This is a genomic window from Trichocoleus sp. FACHB-591 (assembly GCF_014695845.1).
GTDB lineage: Bacteria > Cyanobacteriota > Cyanobacteriia > FACHB-46 > FACHB-46 > Trichocoleus.
Genome location: NZ_JACJPA010000110.1, coordinates 76,823 through 99,333, shown reverse-complemented (window position 1 = coordinate 99,333; position 22,511 = coordinate 76,823). Strand labels below are relative to the sequence as shown.

22 protein-coding genes are annotated in these 22,511 nt (G+C 48.1%); 10 read left to right on the top strand and 12 right to left on the bottom strand.

Annotated elements, in window-relative coordinates; translation table 11 throughout:
* Both hisB and fabI read right to left on the bottom strand, forming a co-directional pair.
* Positions 1-678: an imidazoleglycerol-phosphate dehydratase HisB gene (hisB, locus tag H6F90_RS23875; RefSeq protein ID WP_190554594.1), complete on the bottom strand. Its 678-nt coding sequence runs from the start codon at positions 676-678 to the stop codon at positions 1-3.
* A gap of 109 nt (positions 679-787) precedes the next feature.
* Complete coding sequence (gene fabI, locus H6F90_RS23870) at positions 788-1,564, bottom strand: enoyl-ACP reductase FabI (protein WP_190554736.1); 777 nt, start codon at positions 1,562-1,564, stop codon at positions 788-790.
* A gap of 383 nt (positions 1,565-1,947) precedes the next feature.
* Between fabI and ntcA the strand changes: the two genes are divergently transcribed.
* The 3 genes from ntcA to H6F90_RS23855 all read left to right on the top strand — a co-directional run bounded on the left by ntcA (position 1,948) and on the right by H6F90_RS23855 (position 5,026).
* Positions 1,948-2,619, top strand: a complete 672-nt coding sequence (ntcA, locus tag H6F90_RS23865; protein ID WP_190433969.1) for a global nitrogen regulator NtcA — start codon at positions 1,948-1,950, stop codon at positions 2,617-2,619.
* A gap of 262 nt (positions 2,620-2,881) precedes the next feature.
* The gene (locus H6F90_RS23860) at positions 2,882-4,501 is read left to right on the top strand and encodes a DUF3084 domain-containing protein (protein WP_190554593.1); all 1,620 of its coding nucleotides are present in this window, start codon (positions 2,882-2,884) and stop codon (positions 4,499-4,501) included.
* An 81-nt stretch (positions 4,502-4,582) separates the two neighbouring features.
* Positions 4,583-5,026, top strand: a complete 444-nt coding sequence (locus H6F90_RS23855; protein ID WP_190433971.1) for a pre-16S rRNA-processing nuclease YqgF — start codon at positions 4,583-4,585, stop codon at positions 5,024-5,026.
* Between the two features lie 8 nt (positions 5,027-5,034).
* On the opposite strand, the gene H6F90_RS23850 is transcribed toward H6F90_RS23855, so the two are convergent.
* From H6F90_RS23850 to psbH, 5 genes are all read right to left on the bottom strand, one after another.
* Positions 5,035-5,298 carry a DUF3146 family protein gene (locus H6F90_RS23850; RefSeq protein ID WP_190433972.1) on the bottom strand — a complete coding sequence of 88 codons (264 nt, stop codon included), beginning with the start codon at positions 5,296-5,298 and terminating at the stop codon, positions 5,035-5,037.
* A gap of 9 nt (positions 5,299-5,307) precedes the next feature.
* Positions 5,308-5,697: a hypothetical protein gene (locus H6F90_RS23845; protein WP_190554592.1), complete on the bottom strand. Its 390-nt coding sequence runs from the start codon at positions 5,695-5,697 to the stop codon at positions 5,308-5,310.
* Positions 5,698-5,807: 110 nt separating this feature from the next.
* On the bottom strand, positions 5,808-6,446 hold the full coding sequence (gene pth, locus H6F90_RS23840; protein ID WP_190433975.1) for an aminoacyl-tRNA hydrolase: 639 nt from the start codon (positions 6,444-6,446) through the stop codon (positions 5,808-5,810).
* Between the two features lie 53 nt (positions 6,447-6,499).
* The gene (locus H6F90_RS23835; RefSeq protein WP_190554591.1) at positions 6,500-6,820 is read right to left on the bottom strand and encodes a TatA/E family twin arginine-targeting protein translocase; all 321 of its coding nucleotides are present in this window, start codon (positions 6,818-6,820) and stop codon (positions 6,500-6,502) included.
* 152 nt (positions 6,821-6,972) lie between these two features.
* Complete coding sequence (gene psbH, locus H6F90_RS23830; protein ID WP_190433979.1) at positions 6,973-7,176, bottom strand: photosystem II reaction center phosphoprotein PsbH; 204 nt, start codon at positions 7,174-7,176, stop codon at positions 6,973-6,975.
* Between the two features lie 84 nt (positions 7,177-7,260).
* Here psbH and psbN point away from each other — a divergent pair, with 84 nt between their 5' ends.
* Both psbN and H6F90_RS23820 read left to right on the top strand, forming a co-directional pair.
* Positions 7,261-7,392 carry a photosystem II reaction center protein PsbN gene (psbN, locus tag H6F90_RS23825; protein ID WP_190433980.1) on the top strand — a complete coding sequence of 44 codons (132 nt, stop codon included), beginning with the start codon at positions 7,261-7,263 and terminating at the stop codon, positions 7,390-7,392.
* Between the two features lie 412 nt (positions 7,393-7,804).
* Positions 7,805-8,821, top strand: coding sequence for a tetratricopeptide repeat protein (locus H6F90_RS23820; protein ID WP_190554590.1), 1,017 nt, complete (start codon positions 7,805-7,807; stop codon positions 8,819-8,821).
* Between the two features lie 9 nt (positions 8,822-8,830).
* Here H6F90_RS23820 and H6F90_RS23815 read toward each other — a convergent pair whose 3' ends face one another.
* The 3 genes from H6F90_RS23815 to H6F90_RS23805 all read right to left on the bottom strand — a co-directional run bounded on the left by H6F90_RS23815 (position 8,831) and on the right by H6F90_RS23805 (position 11,771).
* Complete coding sequence (locus H6F90_RS23815; protein ID WP_190554589.1) at positions 8,831-9,802, bottom strand: DUF362 domain-containing protein; 972 nt, start codon at positions 9,800-9,802, stop codon at positions 8,831-8,833.
* 97 nt (positions 9,803-9,899) lie between these two features.
* Positions 9,900-10,202, bottom strand: coding sequence for a hypothetical protein (locus H6F90_RS23810; RefSeq protein WP_190433987.1), 303 nt, complete (start codon positions 10,200-10,202; stop codon positions 9,900-9,902).
* Between the two features lie 126 nt (positions 10,203-10,328).
* Complete coding sequence (locus H6F90_RS23805) at positions 10,329-11,771, bottom strand: aspartate ammonia-lyase (RefSeq protein ID WP_370588078.1); 1,443 nt, start codon at positions 11,769-11,771, stop codon at positions 10,329-10,331.
* 279 nt (positions 11,772-12,050) lie between these two features.
* On the opposite strand from H6F90_RS23805, the gene H6F90_RS23800 reads away from it, so the two are divergent.
* From H6F90_RS23800 to H6F90_RS23780, 5 genes are all read left to right on the top strand, one after another.
* Positions 12,051-12,755, top strand: a complete 705-nt coding sequence (locus H6F90_RS23800; protein ID WP_190554588.1) for a methyl-accepting chemotaxis protein — start codon at positions 12,051-12,053, stop codon at positions 12,753-12,755.
* A 204-nt stretch (positions 12,756-12,959) separates the two neighbouring features.
* Positions 12,960-13,781, top strand: a complete 822-nt coding sequence (locus tag H6F90_RS23795) for a tetratricopeptide repeat protein (RefSeq protein ID WP_190433991.1) — start codon at positions 12,960-12,962, stop codon at positions 13,779-13,781.
* A 63-nt stretch (positions 13,782-13,844) separates the two neighbouring features.
* Positions 13,845-14,651, top strand: coding sequence for a tetratricopeptide repeat protein (locus H6F90_RS23790; RefSeq protein WP_190433993.1), 807 nt, complete (start codon positions 13,845-13,847; stop codon positions 14,649-14,651).
* A 513-nt stretch (positions 14,652-15,164) separates the two neighbouring features.
* Complete coding sequence (locus tag H6F90_RS23785) at positions 15,165-16,259, top strand: tetratricopeptide repeat protein (protein WP_190554587.1); 1,095 nt, start codon at positions 15,165-15,167, stop codon at positions 16,257-16,259.
* Positions 16,260-16,861: 602 nt separating this feature from the next.
* A complete protein-coding gene (locus tag H6F90_RS23780) occupies positions 16,862-19,285 on the top strand; it encodes a sucrose synthase (RefSeq protein WP_190554586.1) in 2,424 nt (807 codons plus the stop codon).
* Between the two features lie 95 nt (positions 19,286-19,380).
* Here the strand turns inward: H6F90_RS23780 and H6F90_RS23775 are convergent, their stop codons facing one another.
* Complete coding sequence (locus tag H6F90_RS23775) at positions 19,381-20,535, bottom strand: WD40 repeat domain-containing protein (RefSeq protein ID WP_190554585.1); 1,155 nt, start codon at positions 20,533-20,535, stop codon at positions 19,381-19,383.
* 419 nt (positions 20,536-20,954) lie between these two features.
* On the bottom strand, positions 20,955-22,073 hold the full coding sequence (gene cax / locus H6F90_RS23770; RefSeq protein ID WP_190434003.1) for a calcium/proton exchanger: 1,119 nt from the start codon (positions 22,071-22,073) through the stop codon (positions 20,955-20,957).
* Between the last annotated feature and the right edge of the window lie 438 nt (positions 22,074-22,511).

Genomic DNA, 22,511 nt, shown 5'->3' with positions numbered 1-22,511 from the left:
TTACAAAACGCCTTTGGAACTGGGAATGGTGTGAGCCCGACGGGGATCGGTTTCTGTAGCAACGCGCAAAGCACGGGCAAAGGCTTTGAAAGTAGCCTCAATAATATGGTGTGAGTTGATGCCATCTAGCTGACGGATGTGCAGCGTCATCTGGCTGTGATTCACCACTGCCACAAAGAATTCCCGTACTAGTTGCGTGTCGTAAGTGCCGACTCGTTCGGTGGGGATTTGCAGGCCATAGCTAATGTGAGGCCGACCAGATAAATCTAGAGCTACCTGAATTAGAGCTTCGTCCAAGGGCGCGAGGAAGTTACCAAACCGGACAATGCCTTTGCGATCGCCCAACGCTTTAGCCAGAGCTTGACCCAGGGTAATGCCCACATCTTCGTTGGTGTGATGGTCATCAATTTCTAAGTCGCCCGTCGCTCGCACCTCTAGGTCAAACAGCCCATGTGAAGCAATCTGATGCAACATGTGGTCGAGAAATGGAATACCTGTGGCGGCTACACAGCGGCCCTGTCCATCCAAATTAATGGTGACATGCACATCTGTCTCACCCGTTTTGCGGCTGACTGAGGCCACTCGTCCTGAAAATACGGGTTCTAATGATGCTCCGTTGGCCTGCTCGAAGGCTGTGCGGTTCTCTTGGGAAGACGCTTCATGAATGCTAGTCTGCATAGGCCCTACTCAATACTGGGAAGTAAAAACTGAGAAGTAGAAACAGGAAGTAAGAAACTTTGAGCCTGCGCAGGCAGGCCAAACGGTTGTAGTCACTCAAGGGCAACCACTACATCCCCATGATCTCATAGCCAGAATCAACATAGAGGATTTGCCCTGTCATACCGCTGGACAAATCACTGCATAGGAACGCCGCTGTATTGCCAACTTCTAGTTGAGTCACAGTGCGACGCAGGGGTGCCACTTCCTCCACATGATGAATCATGTCCAGAATTCCCCCAACCGCAGAGGAAGCGAGAGTTCTAATCGGGCCAGCAGAAATGCCGTTGACTCGAATATTGTGGGGTCCGAGTTCTGCCGCCAAGTATTTGACGCTCATTTCTAAGCCCGCTTTGGCAATGCCCATAACGTTATAGTTGGGCACCACGCGCACCCCGCCCAAGTAGGTCAATGTGACAATGCTGCCGCCTTCTGTCATCAGGGGTTTAGCGGCACCGCTGAGCTGAATCAACGAATAAGTGCTGATGTCTAAGGCTGTGGTAAATCCTGGCCGCGAAGTGTTGCTAAAGTGGCCAGATAAGTCATCTTTGTTGGCAAAGGCCAGACAGTGAACCAAGATATCTAGCTTGCCCCACTTCTCCTTCACAGTCTCAAAGGTGGACTGAATCTGAGCATCATCTTGCACATTGCAGGGCACAAACAAGCTGGGTTGTAGCGGTTCAACCAGTTCTGCTACTTTTTTTTCCATCTTGCCCCGCTCATCGGGCAGATAGGTAATCCCTAGGTTGGCACCCGCTTTATGGAGTTGTTGGGCAATTCCCCAAGCAATCGAGCGATTGTTAGCAATGCCTGTGACTAAGGCATTTTTTCCGGTCAGATCCAGCATGGCAATCTCTTCGTTAAGGGCAATTACGAGAATACTCAAAGATGGGGGCTTAAAGATATTGACATCGACTGTCGCTTGTAGGGTGATACGCTGCCTTGAGTCCTATCACAAGATATCTGTCTTTAGGGGGAGTAAGATAGGGTCTAAATAGACCGCTTACAGCTAAGATCCGTTCGTTTGTAGTCCTCGAAACAGCAGCCAAATTCTTCAGCCATTGGCGATCGCTGGCCGATTGTGTATCAAATAGAACAAAAAATGACTCTAGAGTAAGTTTAAGTGTTCTAAAGTCATCAATTGCTTACAGTTGGCTCACCTTCGTAAGGTTCATCTCCAGACGAGCGGCCCATGAAGGTTGGAGAAGGGCATCGAAAAGGTAAAAGGATATGGTAATGACGCAGGATAGGCCGTTAGCATCTGTGTTTCGTCAATTGGGAGGCGGAGCATTTCCTCCCGTGATTGAAACGTTTGATCGAGGCAAGACGATTTTCTTCCCCGGTGATCCAGCGGAGCGTGTCTACTTTTTGGTCCGAGGTGCGGTCAAACTGTCTCGCGTTTATGAAGCGGGCGAAGAAATCACCGTAGCCTTGCTGCGAGAAAATAGTGTCTTTGGGGTTCTCTCGCTGATTACAGGCAATCGTTCTGATCGCTTTTATCACGCAGTTGCTTTCACTCCGGCGGAATTGCTCTCGGTGCCCATTGAGCAAGTGGAAAAAGCCCTCAAGGATAACCCAGAGCTGTCGATGCTGATGTTGCAAGGGTTGTCTTCGCGCATCTTGCAGACTGAGATGATGATCGAAACCTTGGCCCACCGGGATATGGGATCACGCTTGGTCAGCTTCTTGCTCATCCTCTGTCGTGACTTTGGCGTTCCTGGCCCTGACGGGATCACAATTGACTTGAAATTGTCGCATCAGGCGATCGCAGAGGCGATTGGTTCCACACGGGTCACAGTCACGCGCCTACTCGGGGATCTGCGGCAGGAGAAGATGATTTCCATCCATAAGAAAAAAATTACGGTTCATAATCCCGTCGCCCTCAGTCAACAGTTCAGTTGATCTGCTATGGTTAACCTCTAGTAATAACAAGCGCTTACAGCGACTTGAATACAGCTCTCTGGTCTAGGAAGGTGCTTCATGGCACTCCTGCGAGGAAACAAAGAGAGCCGTGATGCTCTCCTGACGCTGAGGCAAGGCAGCCACTTTTGCGAGCTGGGTCTACTTGTTGTCGTCCTACAGGTGTGATGGCACACAAAACTTCCAGGGCATGAGATAGGCTGTATCTGAGTTGGGTGTGAGCCAAATGGCTTCCTGAGGGTAGATGACCAGCGGGTACATCTTAATTGTGGCAATCTTGGTGTTGGGGGGTGTGATCGCAACGGTGGGCGATCGCATCGGCACGCGCGTAGGCAAGGCTCGCCTCAGCTTGTTTAACTTGCGTCCCCGCAAAACCGCGGTCTTAGTGACGATTGTCACGGGTGGCATCATTTCTGCTTCTACACTCGCCATTTTGTTTGCTGTGAGCGATCAACTCCGGACTGGCGTTTTTGAATTGGGCAAAATTCAGAAAAACCTCTCTAGGGCGCGAGAAGATTTAGCAAAGACGCGGGTCCAAAAAAATCAAGTTGAGCAAGAGCTGACCCAAGCTCGCGCCGAGCAAGTTTCGGCCCAACAACGGCTGGATCGAATTAATTTGTTTCTTAAGGCCGCGATCGCCAAGCAAGCGACGACAGAAGCACAGCTAAATCGTACCCAAACCCAGCTAGGCCGAGTCGAGGCTGAAAGAGCCCGAACCGAAGCTCAGCTCGATCAAACTCAGAGCCAACTGAGCCGCGCGGAAGCAGAAAAGGATCGGATTGAAGATGCCAAAGACCGCACCGAAGCAGAACTAAACCGAACTCAAACGCAACTAAGCACTGTTTCTCAGCAAGCAACGGGACTCCGCTCCGAGATCGACCGACTGGATAGCGAGCGCCAAAACTTGATTAAAGAAACTAAAGATTTAGAGGTTCAACAGGCCAATCTAGAGAAAGCTGTCCAAACCTTGCAGCGGTACTACCAGTACTATCAAGCGCAGTATGAAACCTTACGCCAAGGCAACGTCGCTCTCTTCCGAGGACAAGTGTTGTCAGCAGGCATCGTGCGGATCGTTTCTCCCACAGGCGCTCAGCAAGCAATAGACCAGTTACTGCGAGAAGCAAATCGTAACGCTATCAAGTTGACCCGTCCTGGTACTGGTCAAGTCAGCGAGCAGATTATTCAAATCACCAGACCGGAAGTAGAACAACTGGTTGACCAAATTGAAGATGGTCGCGATTACGTCATTAGAATTCTCTCAGCGGGTAACTATGTGCTAGGAGAAAAGAGCGTTCAGGTGGTGGCGAGCGCTACGCTCAACCAAGTGGCATTTCTGTCTGGTGATGTCATTGCTGCCGCTTCAGTTGATCCATCTACCCTAACTGAAGCCGACATTCAAAAGCGGATCGAACTGTTGCTAGCCGCCACGGAGTTTCGAGCCAGAGGCGCGGGAGTACTCACGGAAGGAGTGCAGATCGCTGCGAATGGTCCTAGCGTCACGGCAATTTTGAGCTTTGCCGAGCAGTTGAAGCAGTATCGCCAGCCGCTGGATTTAAAGGTTGTAACCACGGGTGTGATCTACACAGCAGGTCCGCTGAAGGTGGAGTTGTTAGCGATTCAGAATGGCCAAGTGGTGCTGAGCACTAGTCGGGACATTCCTCAACCCAATCGTCCTATACCCAACAGCAGTCCATCTCCTCAACCCAACAATGCCACTCCTAATCCAAACAATCCAAACAACAGCGTGACTCAAGAGGACGCTAATTTTGAGTTTCAACATTCAGACCCTTACCCTGGAAAGGCCCCCAATTCCAAGCCGTCAGATTCCTCTCCCAGTCCCTTCGTCAGTCCTGACGATTTGTAACGGCAGCTCGTTACAATAAAGCAGAGTAACGCTGACAAGTTGAACTGTTTCCTCGCTCTGCTGGCAAATGATTAGAATTTCATGGTCTTAAATCCTCCCCCCAATCCTGATCAGCCGATCATCTTAGGCTTCGATCCTGGTCGCCACAAATGTGGTTTAGCTGCGATGGGAGTAGACCGGACGCTACATTACCACCAAGTTATTGCAGCGGATGAAGTGGTAGCTACGATTCAACAGCTCCAAAAACAGCTACCCATCTCGATCGTAGTGATGGGGGATCAAACGACTGCGAAAACTTGGAAACAAAAGCTAAGTGATGATTTACCCGATCCGCTCCGGGTCGTCTTGGTAGACGAGCGTTACAGCAGCTTAGAAGCTCGCGATCGCTACTGGAAGATGTACCCCCCTAAAGGCTTGTATCGTTTAATTCCTCAAGGGATGCGAACCCCACCGCGATCGCTTGATGATATTGTGGCAATTCTATTGATTGAGCGTTATTTAGAACGCTTAGTCGCATCTGCTTAAACTTAAGCTTAGAGCTGAGCGCGAATCGTGAATGAGTAGTCACCACCCGGTTCTAGCTGATAGTCACATTTCTCTAAAAAGCGCCCTAGAGGTTCTTGGATCAAAGCTCTACCGAGAGAAGGCTGCACTAACAAGCTGCCTTGCTTAAAACACCACTGAAACTGCCACTCAAATTGGTTAGCTCTGACTTCCCCCTCAATTTTGCCCTGATTCCACGACTGATGCGTGATCCGGACATGAGCAATGGTTTCAGGTAGACGGTTAGCACTCACAGTCTCTACTTATCTCACTACAGGCTTACTAGCCAACTGGGCCTCCGCTTCCAGCACCCACAATACCAAACCTTTCGCTACCTGAGTAAAGACAACCGCATTACCTTTGGTAAGCAAACGTCCAGCCGCCTTTTGAGCTGTTTCCAGTGAGGGAAAAAACCGAACATAGCTATAAAAGCACCCTTGATAAAAAATGGCGCTCATCGGATTAGGCATGTCAGGCAGCTGAATATGGCACCGTTTCACCAGCCTTTGATCTAAAATCGCCAGTGATGTAGCAGCGCTCTCAGCCATGAAGAGAGGATCGGAACTATCCAGCATAAAGGCTTCTCCTGCAATGGTGGCAAAACCAAAGACCTGATTTGATCTGCCTTTGGTACGAATTGAACTAACCCCCATCTGAGGCTAGTTCGACTTAGTGGGGCCATCCAGTAAATGCCAATGTACCGGAGTTCAGTTTATTCAGCCAACAGTTAAAACACAGATTCAGCGTCTAATACAGAAGTCGTTCAAACTTTGGTACTTACAACAGAACGACCGTTGTAGAGGCTCATGGCTTTTTCAAAGCCTTGCTTGAGACTTAGTTCTACAGCGTCTACGGTCATCTCTAAAACTTGAGTGATGACTTGGGCCTCGGTAGGCGCAAACCGACCTAAGACGTGAGACACGGCATCTTGAGTAGCCGTATTTTCGTCCTTGGGACTACCAATGCCAATTCGCAAACGCGGGAAATTCTGGGTACCTAAGTGAGCGATCGCTGACTTCATCCCATTTTGCCCACCCGCCGAGCCAGACAGACGCAAACGGATTTTACCCACAGGCAAATCCATATCGTCATAGATCACCAGCACGGACTCTGGGGGCAACTTATACCAATCCAACACAGCTCGAATCGACTGTCCTGAAAGATTCATGTAAGTCAGCGGCTTGAGCAAGCGAATTTTATTGCCTTGAAGACCTGGCCCTTCGCCAAATACACCTTGGAACTTACGATTTTCCGATAGCGAAATGCGCCAGGTGCGGGCTAAAGCATCAATAGCAGCAAAACCAATATTATGGCGGGTTTGCTCGTACTTAGCGCCCGGATTTCCTAACCCCACAATTAATTGCGGCACCACCAGTTTGGGTGTCGAAGCAGGCTCTGTCATTGGCTTTCAATTACTAATCTACAGGCAGTAAATCTTGACGCTAAAAATTCAGGCTAGCTCTTTACTTCGTCTGGAGAAACTGCTGCCACGACCTCATCCGTCTCTGCTTGAGCGGTAGTTTCGGTAACAGCAGGAGAGAGCACGGGCTGAGATGGAGGTTCCAGCTTGGCCTCCATTGGCTCAGTGACAATTTGCTCCAGTCGTTCGGCTTCTCGCTTAAATTCATTTTCAAACTCCTTAGAGGCGTCTTGAAAACCGCGAATCGCCTTTCCTAAACTCCGACCGATTTCTGGCAGCTTCTTTGGCCCAAAAATTAGCAGAGCCAAAACCATAATCAGCGCCATCTCCGGTAGACCGATGCCAAAAATATTCACGCAGATTCCTCCTAGTCAAATCCCGGACGGCTCAGTTTCTCTGTGGAGCATTGCTCAGTTTGGCCTTCTTTATAGTATAAAGCCAACAAAAAACCCGGTCGAAGCCGGGAACATCTAGATACTGAACTTTAAGCTCTAGGCATTCGCTAGCCCTAGCCGCCTAAGCTTCTCCAGTCCACATCGACGTTTTCAATCAACAGCGAGGAGTTGTAAACCTGCAAGATGATCAACAAGAAGACAAAAAATAGCAGCATAAAAACGCCCATCAATGGCGTGGTACCCCAGCCGGGCGCGACCTTACCATATTCAGAATTCAAAGGTTTGAGAACATCTCCCAACCAAGTGCGTTGAGCCATGGGTCACCTGTATGTGGATCTCGACAGAACTTTTTAATGCTTCGTAATATTATAGAGGGAGAGTCCTCATAATCGATCGAACCTATGGAACCCGCAACAGTTCTTAGCATTTCCGTTTGTGCCATTGTCATCGCCATTACAGGGCTTTCAATCTATACCTCTTTTGGTCCGCCTTCAAAGGAATTGAGCGATCCCTTTGAAGATCACGAAGACTAGAGTTTGTCGGAGGAGCCAGACAGGTGCTGAGTTCTCACTTAGGCCGAGTTGGAGCCAACTAGCCTGCCCTTGCAGGCTTACTTTTCAAGTTTTCTAAGATTCATTTACAAGACTACTTAATTTTTACTCATAGTTTTGAGTGCGCTTTATATTGGCAAGCGTCTCACACTTAGAGGCTTCCGGTATTACCCCACTGGCGATCGCGCTCTAAGTTATAAGTACAGAGAGAATCGCAATCTCAGGAGCCAAAAATTAGGGTTTTCAGTATAAATACTAGCGATTTGACAAACACTTAATGATCAAGCCTGAGGATGGTACTGAGTTCTAGGCTTCATCCGACGCGTTACGCTCTGAGTATAAGTTATGCTCCGGGTATAAATAGTGCTACTACTAACCAAGGCGCTAGATGCTAATGGGTGATCTTGTGAGAGATGCTCAAGGAACTCTGACAGCAACCGAGTGGAATGAGGGGATTCAAACCATTGGAGATAACCCTCAACAGCTAGTTGCCAACAATTTACTCAGGCAAGGAGTTGAGCAGCTCCAGGTCAATCAGCCTGGTATAGCTTTGCAATTTTGCCACGAAGCTTTGACCCTCTACCAAGATTTGAAAGATCTAAGAGGGATCGGGCAAGCCCTAGGTAGCCTTAGCAATATTCATTACGACTTGGGCGAATACGGCAAAACGGTTGAGTATGCTCAGCAAAGGTTAGCGATCGCCCGTCAACTTCAAGATTGCCGCGCCGAAGGCCAAGCACTAGGCCATCTCGGTAATGCTTACCGCCACGTGAAAGATCACCCTAAAGCGATCGAATATTCTCAGCAAAGCTTACGAGTGGCTCAAGGAATTCAAGACCGTCGCGCCGAAGTGGCAGCTCTCAACAATTTAGGCTTGGCTTACAAGGCTTTAGGAGATTGCAGTAAAGCCATTGAATACCAGCAGCAAAGCTTGCAGATCGCACGAGACCTCCAAGATGGCCAAATTGAGGGCCAAGTGTTGCGCAACTTGGGCAATGCTTACTACGCGCTTGGTGACTACAAACAAGCCATTGCCTACTACGAACAGCGCTTAGCGATCGCTCAAACCACGCAAGACCGGAAGGCTGAGGGACAAGTTTTAAGGAATCTTGGGAGTGCCTACTCTGCCTTAGAGAACTACCCTAAGGCGATCGAGTATCTGCAAAAGCGGCTGGCGCTCGTTCAAGCAGCCAAAGACCATCGGGGCGCGGAACAAGCGCTGGGTAGTTTGGGGGTTGCCCACGAATCCCTCGGCAACTATGCCAAAGCGGTGGAATATTATGAGCAACGCTTAGCGATCGCCAGACAACTCTGTGACTCTAAGGCAGAGCGTCAAGCCCTTGGCAGCTTAAAAATCGCCTGCTATGCCTTGGGAGATTACGCGAAAGCGGTGGAGTATTCCATGAATTAGCGCTCAGATTTAGCGTCCAGCATACGCACTCATTGGCTCCTTGATGAAGCGAATGTAGAAATGCCTAAACGTAGACTTGAGCACGCGGGGCATGGCAAAGTCGATCGCCATCATGCGAGTGGGTAGCTGCCAATCTAGAATCTTGAGGTCTTCGGGGCACAAATGCGGAAACTGCATATCGGCTGGCTCTACGTTTAACCCTAGCCGCTGCGCTGCTGCTGTAATGGGCACTGTCGCTGGATCAACATTGAGGATCTCCAGCAAGGCGCGATCGAGGGCGAAGACGTTGGTGGAGGCCCCAATCACACCCAGATGGCGAGGTTCACCACCACTAGGGCCGTTGCCTTCGTGACCGATAATGCCATCGACAATCGTGAGGTCAGGGGCGATCGCTCGTGCCGTCTCGACCAACATTTCACCAAAGCGCTGGCTATCTTTGCCTGCTTCCATGTGCCACCAAGCTTTCATCTTGCCAGGGACACAGCCAAACAAATTTTTGACTGCGAGTGTCAAAGTCAGTTGGACGTGGGATTTCACCTTTGGCAGGTTAACCACCACATCTGCATCCATCACTTCCTTAGACAGCAACAAATGATTGAAGTTTTCGCTCACGGTTTCGTACCGTTTGCCACTAAATTCCACAATGGGTAGATTCAGTTCTTCAATCAAGGGCAAATAGCCATTGGCTACGGCAACTCCTCTAGCGCTACCAAAGGCGGGGCTATCTCCTAAAAATGGCTGACCACCTGCGGCCTGAACCATTTCAGCAACACAGTAAACCAGTTCGGCGCGAGTAATACATTCTTTGCCAGGACGTGCCCCTGTCAGCAAATTGGGTTTCAACAAGACGCGATCGCCCGGTTTGACGAAGGCGTTCATGCCACCTAGAGGCTCTAGTAATTGCTCCAAACTGGTTCGGAGTTCTTGCAAGTTGTAGGAGTCAGCTCTCAATAAACTGACAGAAGGCTGTAATGGCGTCATAGTGAAGCAGAATAAGGGGTGAAACAGAGAGAACGGGCTGTTAGATAGCTTAGAGCCAATCTAGATTTCAGCCCTGATCCATCTCGACAGTCAATCCCTACCGAGGCCGATTTAGCGCAGTCACCCACTGGGCTTCTGAGAGTACCCCTTCCCCTTCGAGCGAAGTAATCGGTGGCTTCATCTCAATTTTCACTACTTGGCTGGCATTGATGAAGAGGGTTTCGTCTGGAAGCTTGACAACCCACCACCCTTCACTTAGAAACCGCCGAATTTCTTGCCGAATGTCTTGTCGCGTTACGCCAGGCTCAGTCAAGTGATGAATATTGAAAGAGTCTGACTGACCGTTCAAGTAGTGAAAGGTAATGTAAGTCGGAGTTGGCTCGGATTCCTGGCTATACATAGGCCCTCTTACTAGTGTTTGCAATCCAGAAATGATTCATCTTAGGTTGAACCGTTCGGGGATGGGGATTTTCGTACCTTTTCTTTGGGAATTATGGGCTTTCTCGGTCACGATTCTCTAAGCAGCTTAACGAAGGCGATCGCTATCATGCACTTTCTGGTTAGGCATGGCGCTCATTTGCTCTAGATCTAGAACTTTAGCCAATTCTTCAGGATTCATTAAACCTTGCTCCAGCACAATCTGACGCAGGGATTTGCCTGTTTCTAAAGACTCTTTGGCGACAGCAGCGGCATTGAGATAGCCGATATGGGGATTCAAAGCAGTCACCAAGGCGAGGCTACCTTCGGCGTAGTAGGCACAGCGATCGCGATTGGCAGTAATGCCGTTGATGCAACGTTCTGTCAAAGCTGCCAATGTGTTGCCTAGAATTTCGATGCTTTGGATCAGGTTATAAGCAATCAGCGGCATCATTACATTCAGTTCCAGTTGTCCCGCTTGAGCGGCTAGAGCGATCGCGGTGTCGTAGCCCATGACTTGAAAGCAAACCATCGAAGTCATCTCAGCCATCACCGGATTGTACTTCCCAGGCATGATCGAGGAACCAGGCTGCACTGGGGGAAGTTGAATTTCCTTAAGGCCAGTCTTAGGGCCAGAGTCCATCAGGCGCAAGTCGTGAGAGATTTTGACGCAATCTTGAGCCAAATTCCGCAAAGCTCCCGAAACATTCACAAACGGAGCCATGCTCTGCATCGCCGCCATCAAGTGAGGCGCAGGACGCAGCGGTTGATCGAGCAATTGGGACAAAATCTGAGCTACACGATCGCAATACTGGGGATGCGTATTCAGTCCAGTACCCGCAGCGCTGCCGCCCAAACCTAATACCATTAGATCCTGCGAGGCAGTTTCTAGACGAGTTAAATGATCGCTGAGGATCTGCGCCCAAGCTCGAAAGTTTTCACCCAAGCGGACCGGAACCGCATCTTGTAAGTGGGTGCGACCCGATCGCACAATATCTTGGAACTCCTCGGCTTTAGTATCCAGTGCCGCGATCGCCCCAGACAAAGCAGGATACAGAGTATGCTCTAGCGCCAGCAATCCACCAATCCGAATAGCACTGGGGATGACATCATTGGTTGATTGGCCATAGTTGACGTGGTCGTTAGGGTTGACCCGCTTATAATTGCCTTTCTCGTCACCCAAAAGCTCCAAGGCTCGGTTCGCCAAGACTTCATTCACATTCATGTGGTGCGAGGTGCCTGCGCCTGCTTGATACACATCCACCACAAACTGATCGCGCAACTTCCCAGACAGCACTTCATCGGCTGCTTGCACAATCGCCTGAGCGACCTCTGGCGTAATGCAACCTAGCTCACCATTGGCGATCGCAGTTGCCTTTTTGATCAGCACGCAAGCATCAACATAAGTTGGTAAGGGTTTGAGACCACTAATGGGAAAGTTCTCGATCGCTCGTAGAGTCTGAATTCCATAATAAGTTTCTGCTGGAATCTGTCGCTCTCCCATCGAGTCGCGCTCAATCCGGAAAGACATATTCCCTAGTGCATTCATCATGACTTCCCCATTCAATCCTGGTGTAAGCAGCGGCCAAAGCTTAAAATCCGCAAAATGCCTGAGACAGTTGAGACATTTGTCTGATTAGTTTATCTGTCTCCGCCTGCACTATAGAAGTACCCAAGCTGTATCTAAAATTTCAGGCTCAATCAGGTGTGAGCTTTATGCCCGATCTGGAGTTATGGGCCTGGCGCCAAAGCACCTACCTGTAATCTCTAGAAGGCTACAGACAGAGCCGATTTGATAGGACTAGATAGGTTTGGCAAAGAACTGCGGAGCATGATTATTCAAATGGTAAGAACAGCAGAGCAAATTAATCCTGCCGCAGGCGAGCATGAATCTGTTACTCTTCAGCTCACTCAGGTTGCAACGAGACAGACCGCAGAGCTTGCTCAAACCCTTAATGCTGGGGAACGAATCACACAATCTGTTCAAGCAGTAGCTGTCAACGCTCAGCAAGCTACCGAAATTGCAACGTCGACTGGACTGCAAGGAACAGCCATAGATAAAACTGTCAAGCGTCTCCTCAAACTACGCGAAACGATGGCTCATACAGCTAATAAAGTGCAGCAACTTGATGAGTCTTCTCAGAAAATCTCGCAAGTCGTTTCGTTGATTCACCAAATTGCGCAACAAACCTCCTCATTGAGCATCAACCCTACTTTGGAGACAGCACCGCCTCAAGTTGGGGGTCTGGAACTGCATCCTGCATCAATAGAACTGGACATGGAGTTAATGAACTTAATGAAGGGTATCCAGATGGAAGATGCCCAGCGCAGCAGCATAGAACAGATTTTGGAGGCATCTCACCAGGTTGACCAATTAATGCAAACGATCGCTAAAGCAACGCTCTCTCACGCCGAAACTGCTCAAACAGTTGCTCAATTGCTCCAAGCGATCGCCTTAGCCCCAAAACCTAACCCTGAAACAGCTCGGATCGCTTCGGGGTCCCTTCCTGCATTCTCTAGCCCGATGAATTGTTAGCAGAACCTGTAAATACACGCAGCGAACCTGAAAGCTCTAAGCAAGGTATAAGTTCTGTTGGATACTCATATAAGTTGGGTAGCTTAAGCTTATAAGCCCCACCACTAAACTGATATAACCTAGGCTAAATTTGAAGTCTAGCTTTCGGTCACCACCAAACATTCTTATGATTAAGGCAGGCTCTACCCCATGCTGCGGTGCAATATGAGTCCAGATCAAGACTCTCGTGCCTGGTATAACCACGGAAATACCCTTTATGGGTTAGGCCGCTATGAAGGGGCCATCACTAGATATGACCGAGTGCTAGAGAAGCAACCGGATGATTTTGAGGCTTGGAGTTATCGCGGGTATGCTTTGTCCCACTTGCGGCGTTATGTAGATGCGATCGCCAGTTTTAGCCAAGCCATTGCTCTGCAACCAGATTTTGTCCTGGCTTGGCATGGCAAAGGCATTGCTCAAGCTCAAAGCCATCAATATGAAGGCGCGATCGAGAGCTTTACTAAAGCTTTAGAGCTAGAACCAGAAGATCCGAAAGCTTGGTATAACCACGGCAATGCTTTAGTGCGCCTGCGCCGACATGCCGAAGCCATCCTCAGCTTTGATCGCACGCTACATCTCAAGCCTGATTACTACAGAGCTTGGTATCACCGAGGAACCGCTTTAGCCGAGCTGACTTTTTATGAAGATGCGATTAGCAATTTCGACCGGGCTCTCATGATTAAAGCGAATTGCTACTACGCTTGGAATTACCGGGGGATTGCCTTAGCGAAATTAAAACGTTACAGCGAAGCGATTGATAGCTTTGACCAATCACTTGCGGCGAAGTCGCATAATCCAGGAGCTTGGTACAGCATGGCCCGCTGTTACATTGCCCAGGAAAATCTCAATCAAGCGTTTAAATGTTTACAGAAGGCAATTGAGCAAAGCCCGAATGTATACCGAACAATGGCTAAGATAGACGCTTGTTTTAAGCCAATCCGCCAAAGTCTAGACTTCCAAATTTTAGTGTTAGGAAGAAATAATTAATCCGGAAGGGATAATGTTATACAGGAATTGACTCAGTAATGTTTTAATTCCAATCTCGGTGATATGGACCAGAGTCAAGGGTCTCAGACTTGGTATAGTCAAGGGCATGTTTTGAGTGAACTCGGACGCTATGAAGGCGCGATCGATCGATACGATCGCGTGTTGGAGCTAAAACCAGACAATTATCAGGCTTGGTGCGATCGCGGCTATGCTTTAGAACATTTAGAGCGCTACGAAGAAGCACTTGTAAGTTTTGAGCGAGCTATTTCATTAGCCCCTAAATTTGCTCCAGCCTGGCATGGCAAAGGCATTTCCCTAGGTAGACTGAACCGTTACGAAGAAGCGGTGGTTTGCTTCGATCGCATTATTAAATGGAGTCGCGATGACTACCGAGCTTGGTACAACAAAGGCAATGCTCTCAGTCATCTTTGCCAATATAAAGAAGCGATCGCGGCTTTTGACAAAGTTTTAGAATTTAAGCCTGACAAGTACCAGGCCTGGTACAAGCGCGGTGTAGCGTTGGCATATCTAGGGCGCTACTCGGATGCACTCACCAGCCTTGAAAATGCCGTGACGATCAAACCCCGTTGTCACTATGCTTGGAACTACCGGGGCATTGTGCTAATCAAGCTAGAACGTTGCCAAGAGGCTCTAGCTAGCTTCGAGCACTCTCTAAACAGTGAATCCTCTAATCCAAATGCCTGGTATGGCAAAGCCTGTTGCTACGCTTTGTTAGGGGATGTAGAGTTAACCATCAACAATCTGTATCGAGCTTTTGACCTTAGCCCCAACCTGCATCGACTGATGGCTAAAACAGAGCCCATTTTTAACGAGATGCAGCAATATGCGGAGTATCAAGCGCTATTTTGAGGCTTGCAAGTTTGTAGCACGAGCTGCTGATCAGTTACTTGAGCAGGCTAGGCTCGGCAATGAGTCAGAATTCTTTGCTGGCCAATTCTGGTTATCGGCTCTAGTTATCGGCCAGATTATTCAACTTTCAGGTTGCTTAGTTTAAAGAAGTGTTTTATTGGTTAGCTTTAAGTACTTTTTTAGATCCAAAACTCAACTCTTGCTAAGTTTTCCTGTTAAAGCAGTCACTCAGCGACTATAGCAGTCTTAAAATGATTTATAAAATTGGTGGGCTGTGAGAGGCACACCCCATGTGGAATCGCGATCGCTATATAAATTAATGTATTTGTGACAGTCAAAGCAGTGACCTAAGGCAGAGACAGTAGTCTCCAGGTTTACTTATACTGGTAAAGACGTAAAAGCCCTGGCAAGTTTTGCTTCTGTCAGGATTAACTTCCTTTGATAGAAATTTGTCCCATCTGAGCCTTACTGCCCTATTAGCATTCAGCTCAGATTTACTGAATAATTCAAGCCATGCTTGACACAGGTCAACTTCCCCTCAGTGGCGAACCTCTACTCTGGTTTCAGCAGGGTCTTCTCTCTGCAACCCAAAAAGAGTACGAGCAAGCGGTTGTGAGTTATGACTGCGTTCTTAGAGTCAGACCAGATTGTTTTGATGTCTGGTATGAACGTGGTTTGGCATTAGAAAACTTAGGTACTTACAACGACGCGATTGCCAGCTACGATAGAGCACTACAACTGCAACCCCCCAAAGATGTAGCTTGCGTAATTTGGCAAAATCGCGGCGATGCCCAGCAATATGGTTTGGGGCAGTATGCCGACGCGATCGCCAGCTATGACCGAGCATTACAAGTTAATTCAGAACACTACCAAGCTTGGCAAAATCGCGGCAATGCTCTCTTATATGGGTTCAACCAATATGCCGAGGCGATCGCTAGCTATGATAGAGCGTTACAGCTCAAGCCAGATTATTACTTAGCTTGGCGCAATCGCGGTAATGCTTTGATTGAACTTACTAGATATAGTGAGGCGATCGCCAGCTATGATCGAGCGCTAGAAATTGAACCTAACGACCAAGCTGCTAGTTATGGTCGTAGCTGTGCCCTTGAGCGATCGGGTCTAGCTTACAAGCAACCAACTACCAATCCTGTTTGGTATGGTCGGGGGTATTCAGAGTTAAACCCCTTAGATGAAGCTGCGATCGAAGCAAATGAAACATCTGTTTTTATTGCTCATCCAGGCACCAACCATACCCAGCAGCAACCAATTTTTGTCCTAGAAGATGAGCAGGGAACAAGAGAAATCACTCTTGAGAAATCTTCCTACTCCATTGGTCGCGACCCTAAAAGTGATATTTGCCTACACTCCCAGTTTGTGTCTCGGCAACATGCAACTTTGCTCAAGATTCTTCGAGATGACGGTACCTATATTTACCAGATTGTAGATGGTGCCTTAGGGGGTAAACGCAGCACAAATGGCCTAATGATTAACGGTCGTAAGCATCGAGCGTGGGATTTAGCTCATGACGATGTTGTGGTATTCGGACCTCAAGTCCGAGCTTTGTACTTTACTTCACCCCAACCACCACTGGATTCTAGTCCGGATTAATACTTGCAGGCGGCTGTTCTTCGTGTTTTCTTTATTAGAAGTCCACCCTTTTATTAGTAGCTTTACGGATCAAACCAGCAATCTGTGAGATGTTGGACTTACGCAACCAGAGCCTGAACTTACTCAATTCACCGCTCTGCATCCTGGTAGGTCACCTTTCACTTCAGGGTCGCTGTAATACTTCAGGCGACGGCGCGCCTAGCCCTCAATCGTTTTGAATTCGAACTTTAGAGGGAGGGTAGTTTATTCGCTCTAGAGTTACAAAGCAAGGCGTGCCGCCTTATTTTTGGTCTAGGCGCAGGGTTCATCTCTCATAGCAAAGGTAAGCCACCCCAAAAACACTGATCTCAGACTCGAGTCTGGGTGACTCCTGCAAGACGCTTCTTGTAGTGTTCTACTGCCAGGGTTGAGAACTAAACCTAATTAGGACTTGGTTGAGTCGTAACATCGGCTATCTGTTTTGCTGATCAAGGGATGTGCTGCCGCTGATGCGAGGCTGGAGACTCTCAAGCTTTCTCAGACAACATCTAGCTAAAAATTACTTCAGCAAAACATCAATACATATTTATTGACACTGATACAAGGGAGTAAAGGGAGTTGACATGTCAGAACTGATTCAGGCCGTTCTAGACAACAATGAGAAGACGGATCTGCGCCAATTTCTTAGGGACCTACGCCAGCAAGAGCAGCGCTACCTATTACGCAACGAGATTTTGAATGCATTTTCGGCTTATTGTAGCCATCATGAAAAACCTGAACAGTTTTGCCATGGTTCTCATCTCGGTAAGCTGATTGCTTACACGCAAGAAATTATTTTGGATGAGGGCAGCTTCTGTTTCATTGTTCGTCCCAAAATTGCCAGCCAAGAAGTTTTTCGCCTCTCTGAAGATGACCTCACCGTTGATGTGATGACGGTACAAGAGTTGTTAGATATTCGTGACCTCTTGGTTAATCGCTTCCATCCCAACGAAGGGGATGTCTTAGAGCTAGATTTCCAACCTTTTTACGACTACTCGCCAAGCATTCGCGATCCCAAGAATATTGGTAAAGGCGTTCAGTTTCTCAACCGCTTTCTATCCAGTAAGTTGTTTCAAGACCCTCAGGAATGGTTAGAAGCGCTATTTAAGTTTTTGAGTCTCCACCGTCACAACGGAACCCAGCTCTTAATTAACGAACGCATCAAAAGTCAGGGTGAGCTTTCTTCCCAGGTCAAAAAGGCTCTGCAATTTGTCAGTGGGCGTCCAGATACGGCTGCGTACGAAACCTTTCGCTTTGATTTTCAATCAATGGGTTTTGAACCCGGTTGGGGGAACACAGCGGGTCGGGTTAAGGAGACTCTAGAGCTTTTAGACGAATTAGTTGATTCCCCAGACCACCAAACTTTGGAAGCTTTCATCTCTCGGATTCCAATGGTGTTCCGGGTGGTTTTAGTGTCTCCTCACGGTTGGTTTGGTCAAGAAGGCGTATTGGGACGACCAGACACAGGCGGTCAAGTTGTCTACGTGCTCGACCAAGCCAAAAGTTTAGAGAAGCAACTCCAAGAGGATTTGTGTCTGGCTGGATTGGATGTGACAAAGGTAAAACCTAAGGTCATTATTCTCAGTCGGTTAATCCCCAATAGTGATGGCACTCGTTGTAATCAGCGCTTAGAAAAAGTCCACGGTACGGATAATGCTTGGATTTTGCGAGTTCCTTTCCGGGATTTCAATCCAAATCTGACTCAAAGCTGGATTTCCCGCTTTGAAATCTGGCCTTATTTGGAAACCTACGCGATCGATTCTGAGAGAGAGCTTCTGGCAGAGTTTGAAGGCCGACCTGACTTGATTGTAGGCAACTATTCAGACGGCAATTTAGTGGCCTTTTTGTTAGCCCGTCGTCTGAAAGTCACGCAATGTAATGTTGCCCATGCTTTGGAAAAGTCAAAGTACCTGTTCAGCAACCTCTACTGGCAAGATTCCGAGGAGCAATACCACTTCTCGCTCCAGTTCACGGCAGACTTGATTGCCATGAACGCTGCGAATTTCATTATCAGTAGCACTTATCAGGAAATTGTAGGGACACCTGACAGCATTGGTCAGTATGAGTCTTACAAGTGCTTTACTATGCCAGAGCTTTACCATGTGGTGAATGGTGTGGAGCTGTTCAGCCCTAAGTTTAATGTGGTCCCGCCAGGAGTAAATGAAGCGGTTTACTTCCCCTATACCCGCAGCGAAGATCGCTTACCTGACGATCGCGATCGCTTAGAGGATTTGCTTTTCACGCTGGATGACCCAGAGCAGGTCTATGGCAAGCTTGATGATCCGAGCAAACAGCCTTTGTTTTCCATGGCGAGACTCGATCGCATTAAAAACTTGACTGGGTTAGCCGAGTGTTTTGGTCGCAGTCCAGAACTACAGGAGCGCTGCAATCTGATTTTGGTGGCAGGTAAGTTGCGGGTAGAGGATACAGCAGATCGCGAAGAAGCTAGCGAGATGGAAAAGCTCTATCGCATCATTGATGAATACAATCTTCACGGCAAGATTCGTTGGTTGGGGGTGCGTTTGCCCAAGACTGACTCCGGTGAAATTTATCGCGTCATCGCGGATCACCAAGGCATTTTTGTGCAACCAGCGCTGTTTGAAGCATTCGGCTTGACGATTCTAGAAGCCATGATTTCTGGTATACCCACGTTTGCCACTCAGTTTGGTGGACCTTTAGAAATTATTCAGGATCGGGTGAATGGCTTCTACATCAACCCGACAAAACTAGACGAAATGGCTGAGAAGATTCTGGAGTTTGTTTCTAAGTGCGAGCAAAATCCTGATTACTGGCAAGAAATCTCTAGCCGAGGCGTAGAGCGGGTTTACAGTACTTACACTTGGAGAATTCATACCACGCGCTTGTTGTCGCTGGCTAAGATTTATGGCTTCTGGAATTACACTTCTCAGGAAGACCGAGAAGATATGCTCCGCTACTTGGAGTCTTTGTTCTACCTACTCTTTAAACCCAGAGCTAAGCAATTGCTAGAACAGCACATGCATCGTTAAGCGGTTTAACTGAACTCAAGGTTTTTAACGGTAAGCGATCGCCTCCTGCAACGTAACTTCAACGTAAACAGTGGGCGATCGCTTTGTGTTGCCGCTTATTTAGTACAGCTCCAGATTTTGATACTGCCGTCGGTACAACCGCTGGCTAAAGAACAACCATCCAGGCTAAAGCTAACTGTACTCACCCATTTGGCATGACCAGGCAGTAGACGGCTCCAAGACTTACCGAAGGTTCGAAGTAATCTGCCAGTTAGAGGACACCAAAGCTTCACCGTTGCATCGGCACTACCACTAGCTACGGTTTGTCCATCAGGGCTAAAGGCAACAGATAGAACATCACCTGCGTGTCCATTCAGAATTATTTGCAGTTCACCGCTGGCCCAGTTCCACAGCCTGATTGTTTTATCCTCACTAGCACTCGCCAAGATAGAACCGTCGGGGCTGAAGGCAAGAGAAGTAACTCGATGGGAATGACCGACTAACGTACTTGAGAGTTCTCCTGTCTTAAGATCCCAAAGCTTGATAGTTTGGTCATAGCTACAACTCGCCAAAACTTGGCCTTGGGGATCGAACGCGACGCCACTGACTGTATCTGTATGGCCCAAGAAAGTTTGCTGCCACGTGCCTGTAGAGAGATCCCAGAGTTTAACGCTATTGTCATAGCTGCCGCTAGCTGCTATTTGGTCATCGGGAGCGATCGCGACAGTCTTAACTCCAGCTGTATGGTCCCTGAGGGTATGTAATAGAGTCCTGGTTCGTAGATCCCAAACTTTAATGGCGTCCTCTTCAGCACTACTACTCACTAAGCAGGGATGGACTCCTTGGCCAGTTTCTAGCTGGTCATCTGGAGCGGTGCCAATACTGGCTAGCTTAGCGTTTATAGCTATAGAGCTAACAGCGATGGAACTGACAGAACCAATATGACTCGGAAAGCTATTAAGAAGTTTTCGGGTTTGTCGGTGCCACACTTTAATGGTGTGACCAGGTTGCCCACCCCAGGCAGAATGACCACAAATTAAGGTCTGTCCATCTGCACTAAAAGCAACAGATGACACCAAGGCTGGATAGACCGAGAAGGTGGACTGGAGCTGAGCCTGTTGCCAAGCTGAACCTACTTGGTTCCCAACCACTGAGCCATTGCCTTTTAGGGCATCCAGAACGGCTTGAGTCATTCCTGACTTTAGTTCTGAAGCAGTCCAAGCCTTTAAACTTACTAGACCACTCTTCTGAGAAATTTGCTTACCAGTCATTCAGGCTCGTTACTCCAATGAATCAAGGGTGAGGAAGACAGACTTTCAAAGAAATGCCCTGAGCCACTCACTAGTCAGAAGTAGATTGGGTGCCTGAACAATGAGTATCCGGTTTTACTCGGCGATCGCATTTGAGCGCTCAGCTAAGATTTACACGCTTCAGAGCTTTTCTAAAGGCTCAGCCAGGTTTTTGTCAGAAACACACCTGGCAAACTATATGTATGTTTCCCAATAAATTAGTAAAATCTGCTACCTAAATTTTTCACTACTGACTTAATAAACTACTAAGCAACTCAGTGCCAGACTCATGAGTTTGTCCTTATGAGACATTGTTCCTAAAAACTAGGAGGCAAAGACATTAAGTTGCGTCTTTACCTCCAGAAATAGATTGAGAAGCTATAGCTCGTCTTGTAATTTCGCTAGATCAGACCCTCGACTACAGGGTGAAAGTAAAAAGCAAATCCTAGAACTAAGTAAGCAGCTAGGAGCAAAGTCCCCTCTAGCCAATTAGAGCGACCATCCGAACTAATCGAGTTGGCAATTAGAACAGCAACGGCAACGGCAACTAGCTCAAAAGGATTGAAGTTTAGGTCCATCGGCTGGTCCATCAGCCATCCGGCTAAAACCAACACCGGAGCCACAAATAAAGCAATTTGCAAGCTAGAACCGACCGCTACTGATACCGAAAGATCCATTTTGTTTTTCATGGCCACGGTCACAGCCGTTGCATGTTCTGCGGCATTACCGACAATGGGTAATAAAATCACTCCTGTAAAGAGAGAAGTCAGGCCCAGGCGAGTTGTAGCGACTTCTAGGGTGTCCACTAGCAACTCTGATTCCACAGCAACTAGAAGCGTGGCACCTAACAAGACTCCGATCCACAAGGGTAAATTGACTTTATGCTCAGAGCCATCCGGGGCTAAGTTTGCCTCGGCAAGTTCTTCGGGGGCCAGTTCTGCCAGTCCCACATCGTAGAGATAGGTGTGGGTCCGCATGGAGAACAAGAGAGTCAGGCCATAAACCACGATTAAAACTAGAGCCACAGCGATCGATAGCTTCTGAATAGTGATGGGGCTGATCCCGGTTGAGGTGACATTCACTGCGGTGGGTAGCAGCAGAGCAATCACGGCTAGGTTCATCGAAGACGCGTTTACCCGCGCCACAATAGGTTGAAATTCCTGCTCTTTGTAACGCAACCCACCCAGCAGCATCGAGAGGCCCATGACGAGGAGTAAGTTGCCAATGATTGATCCCGTAATGCTGGCTTTAACGACATCAATCAATCCTGCCCGCAAGGCGACTAAAGCAATAATCAGTTCCGTGGCATTGCCAAAGGTAGCATTGAGCAACCCACCCAAAGAAGGCCCAGCCACTACCGCAATTTCTTCAGTAGCGGTGCCCATCCAAGCGGCTAGGGGTAGAATTGCTAACCCAGCGGTGATAAAAACCACTAGCGATCCCCAGTCCAACAAATGAGCGGCGATCGAAATGGGCACAAAGATCAGTAATCCAGTAAAAACTATGTCTTTAATTGTCATTAAGGTTGAACGCTATAGATTTGCAGTTAGGTGAACGAATCCCGACTCTAGAATACCCAACACCGCACCGCGTGCTAATTTCGGCTCATTATCTTCCCACAAGCCACTATTTCAAGACCAAATTAAGTAACAAAACCTTGCTTTTGGTGTTTTACGCGCAATTCTTATTGCGAATCCTTAACTGACTGTTAAATTTATCTAGCCTTTGCGGTTCAATCGGGCTATGTTGCCAAGCAGTGCTTTGCTAACTTTCGCGCCTTGCATCGCTGTCTGGTCTTTGATCCCCGAAAAGCCTAATTCTCAAGGCTCAGTTTCAGAACGCTTAGATTGTGCTTTTAGTCAGATTGTTTAGTCGTTTACTCTTAGATAGAGTGCTACCTGAATCTCCGAACAGCCGTGGTGCGATCGCAGCTTACCTGTCGTTCTCTGTGCGTTACC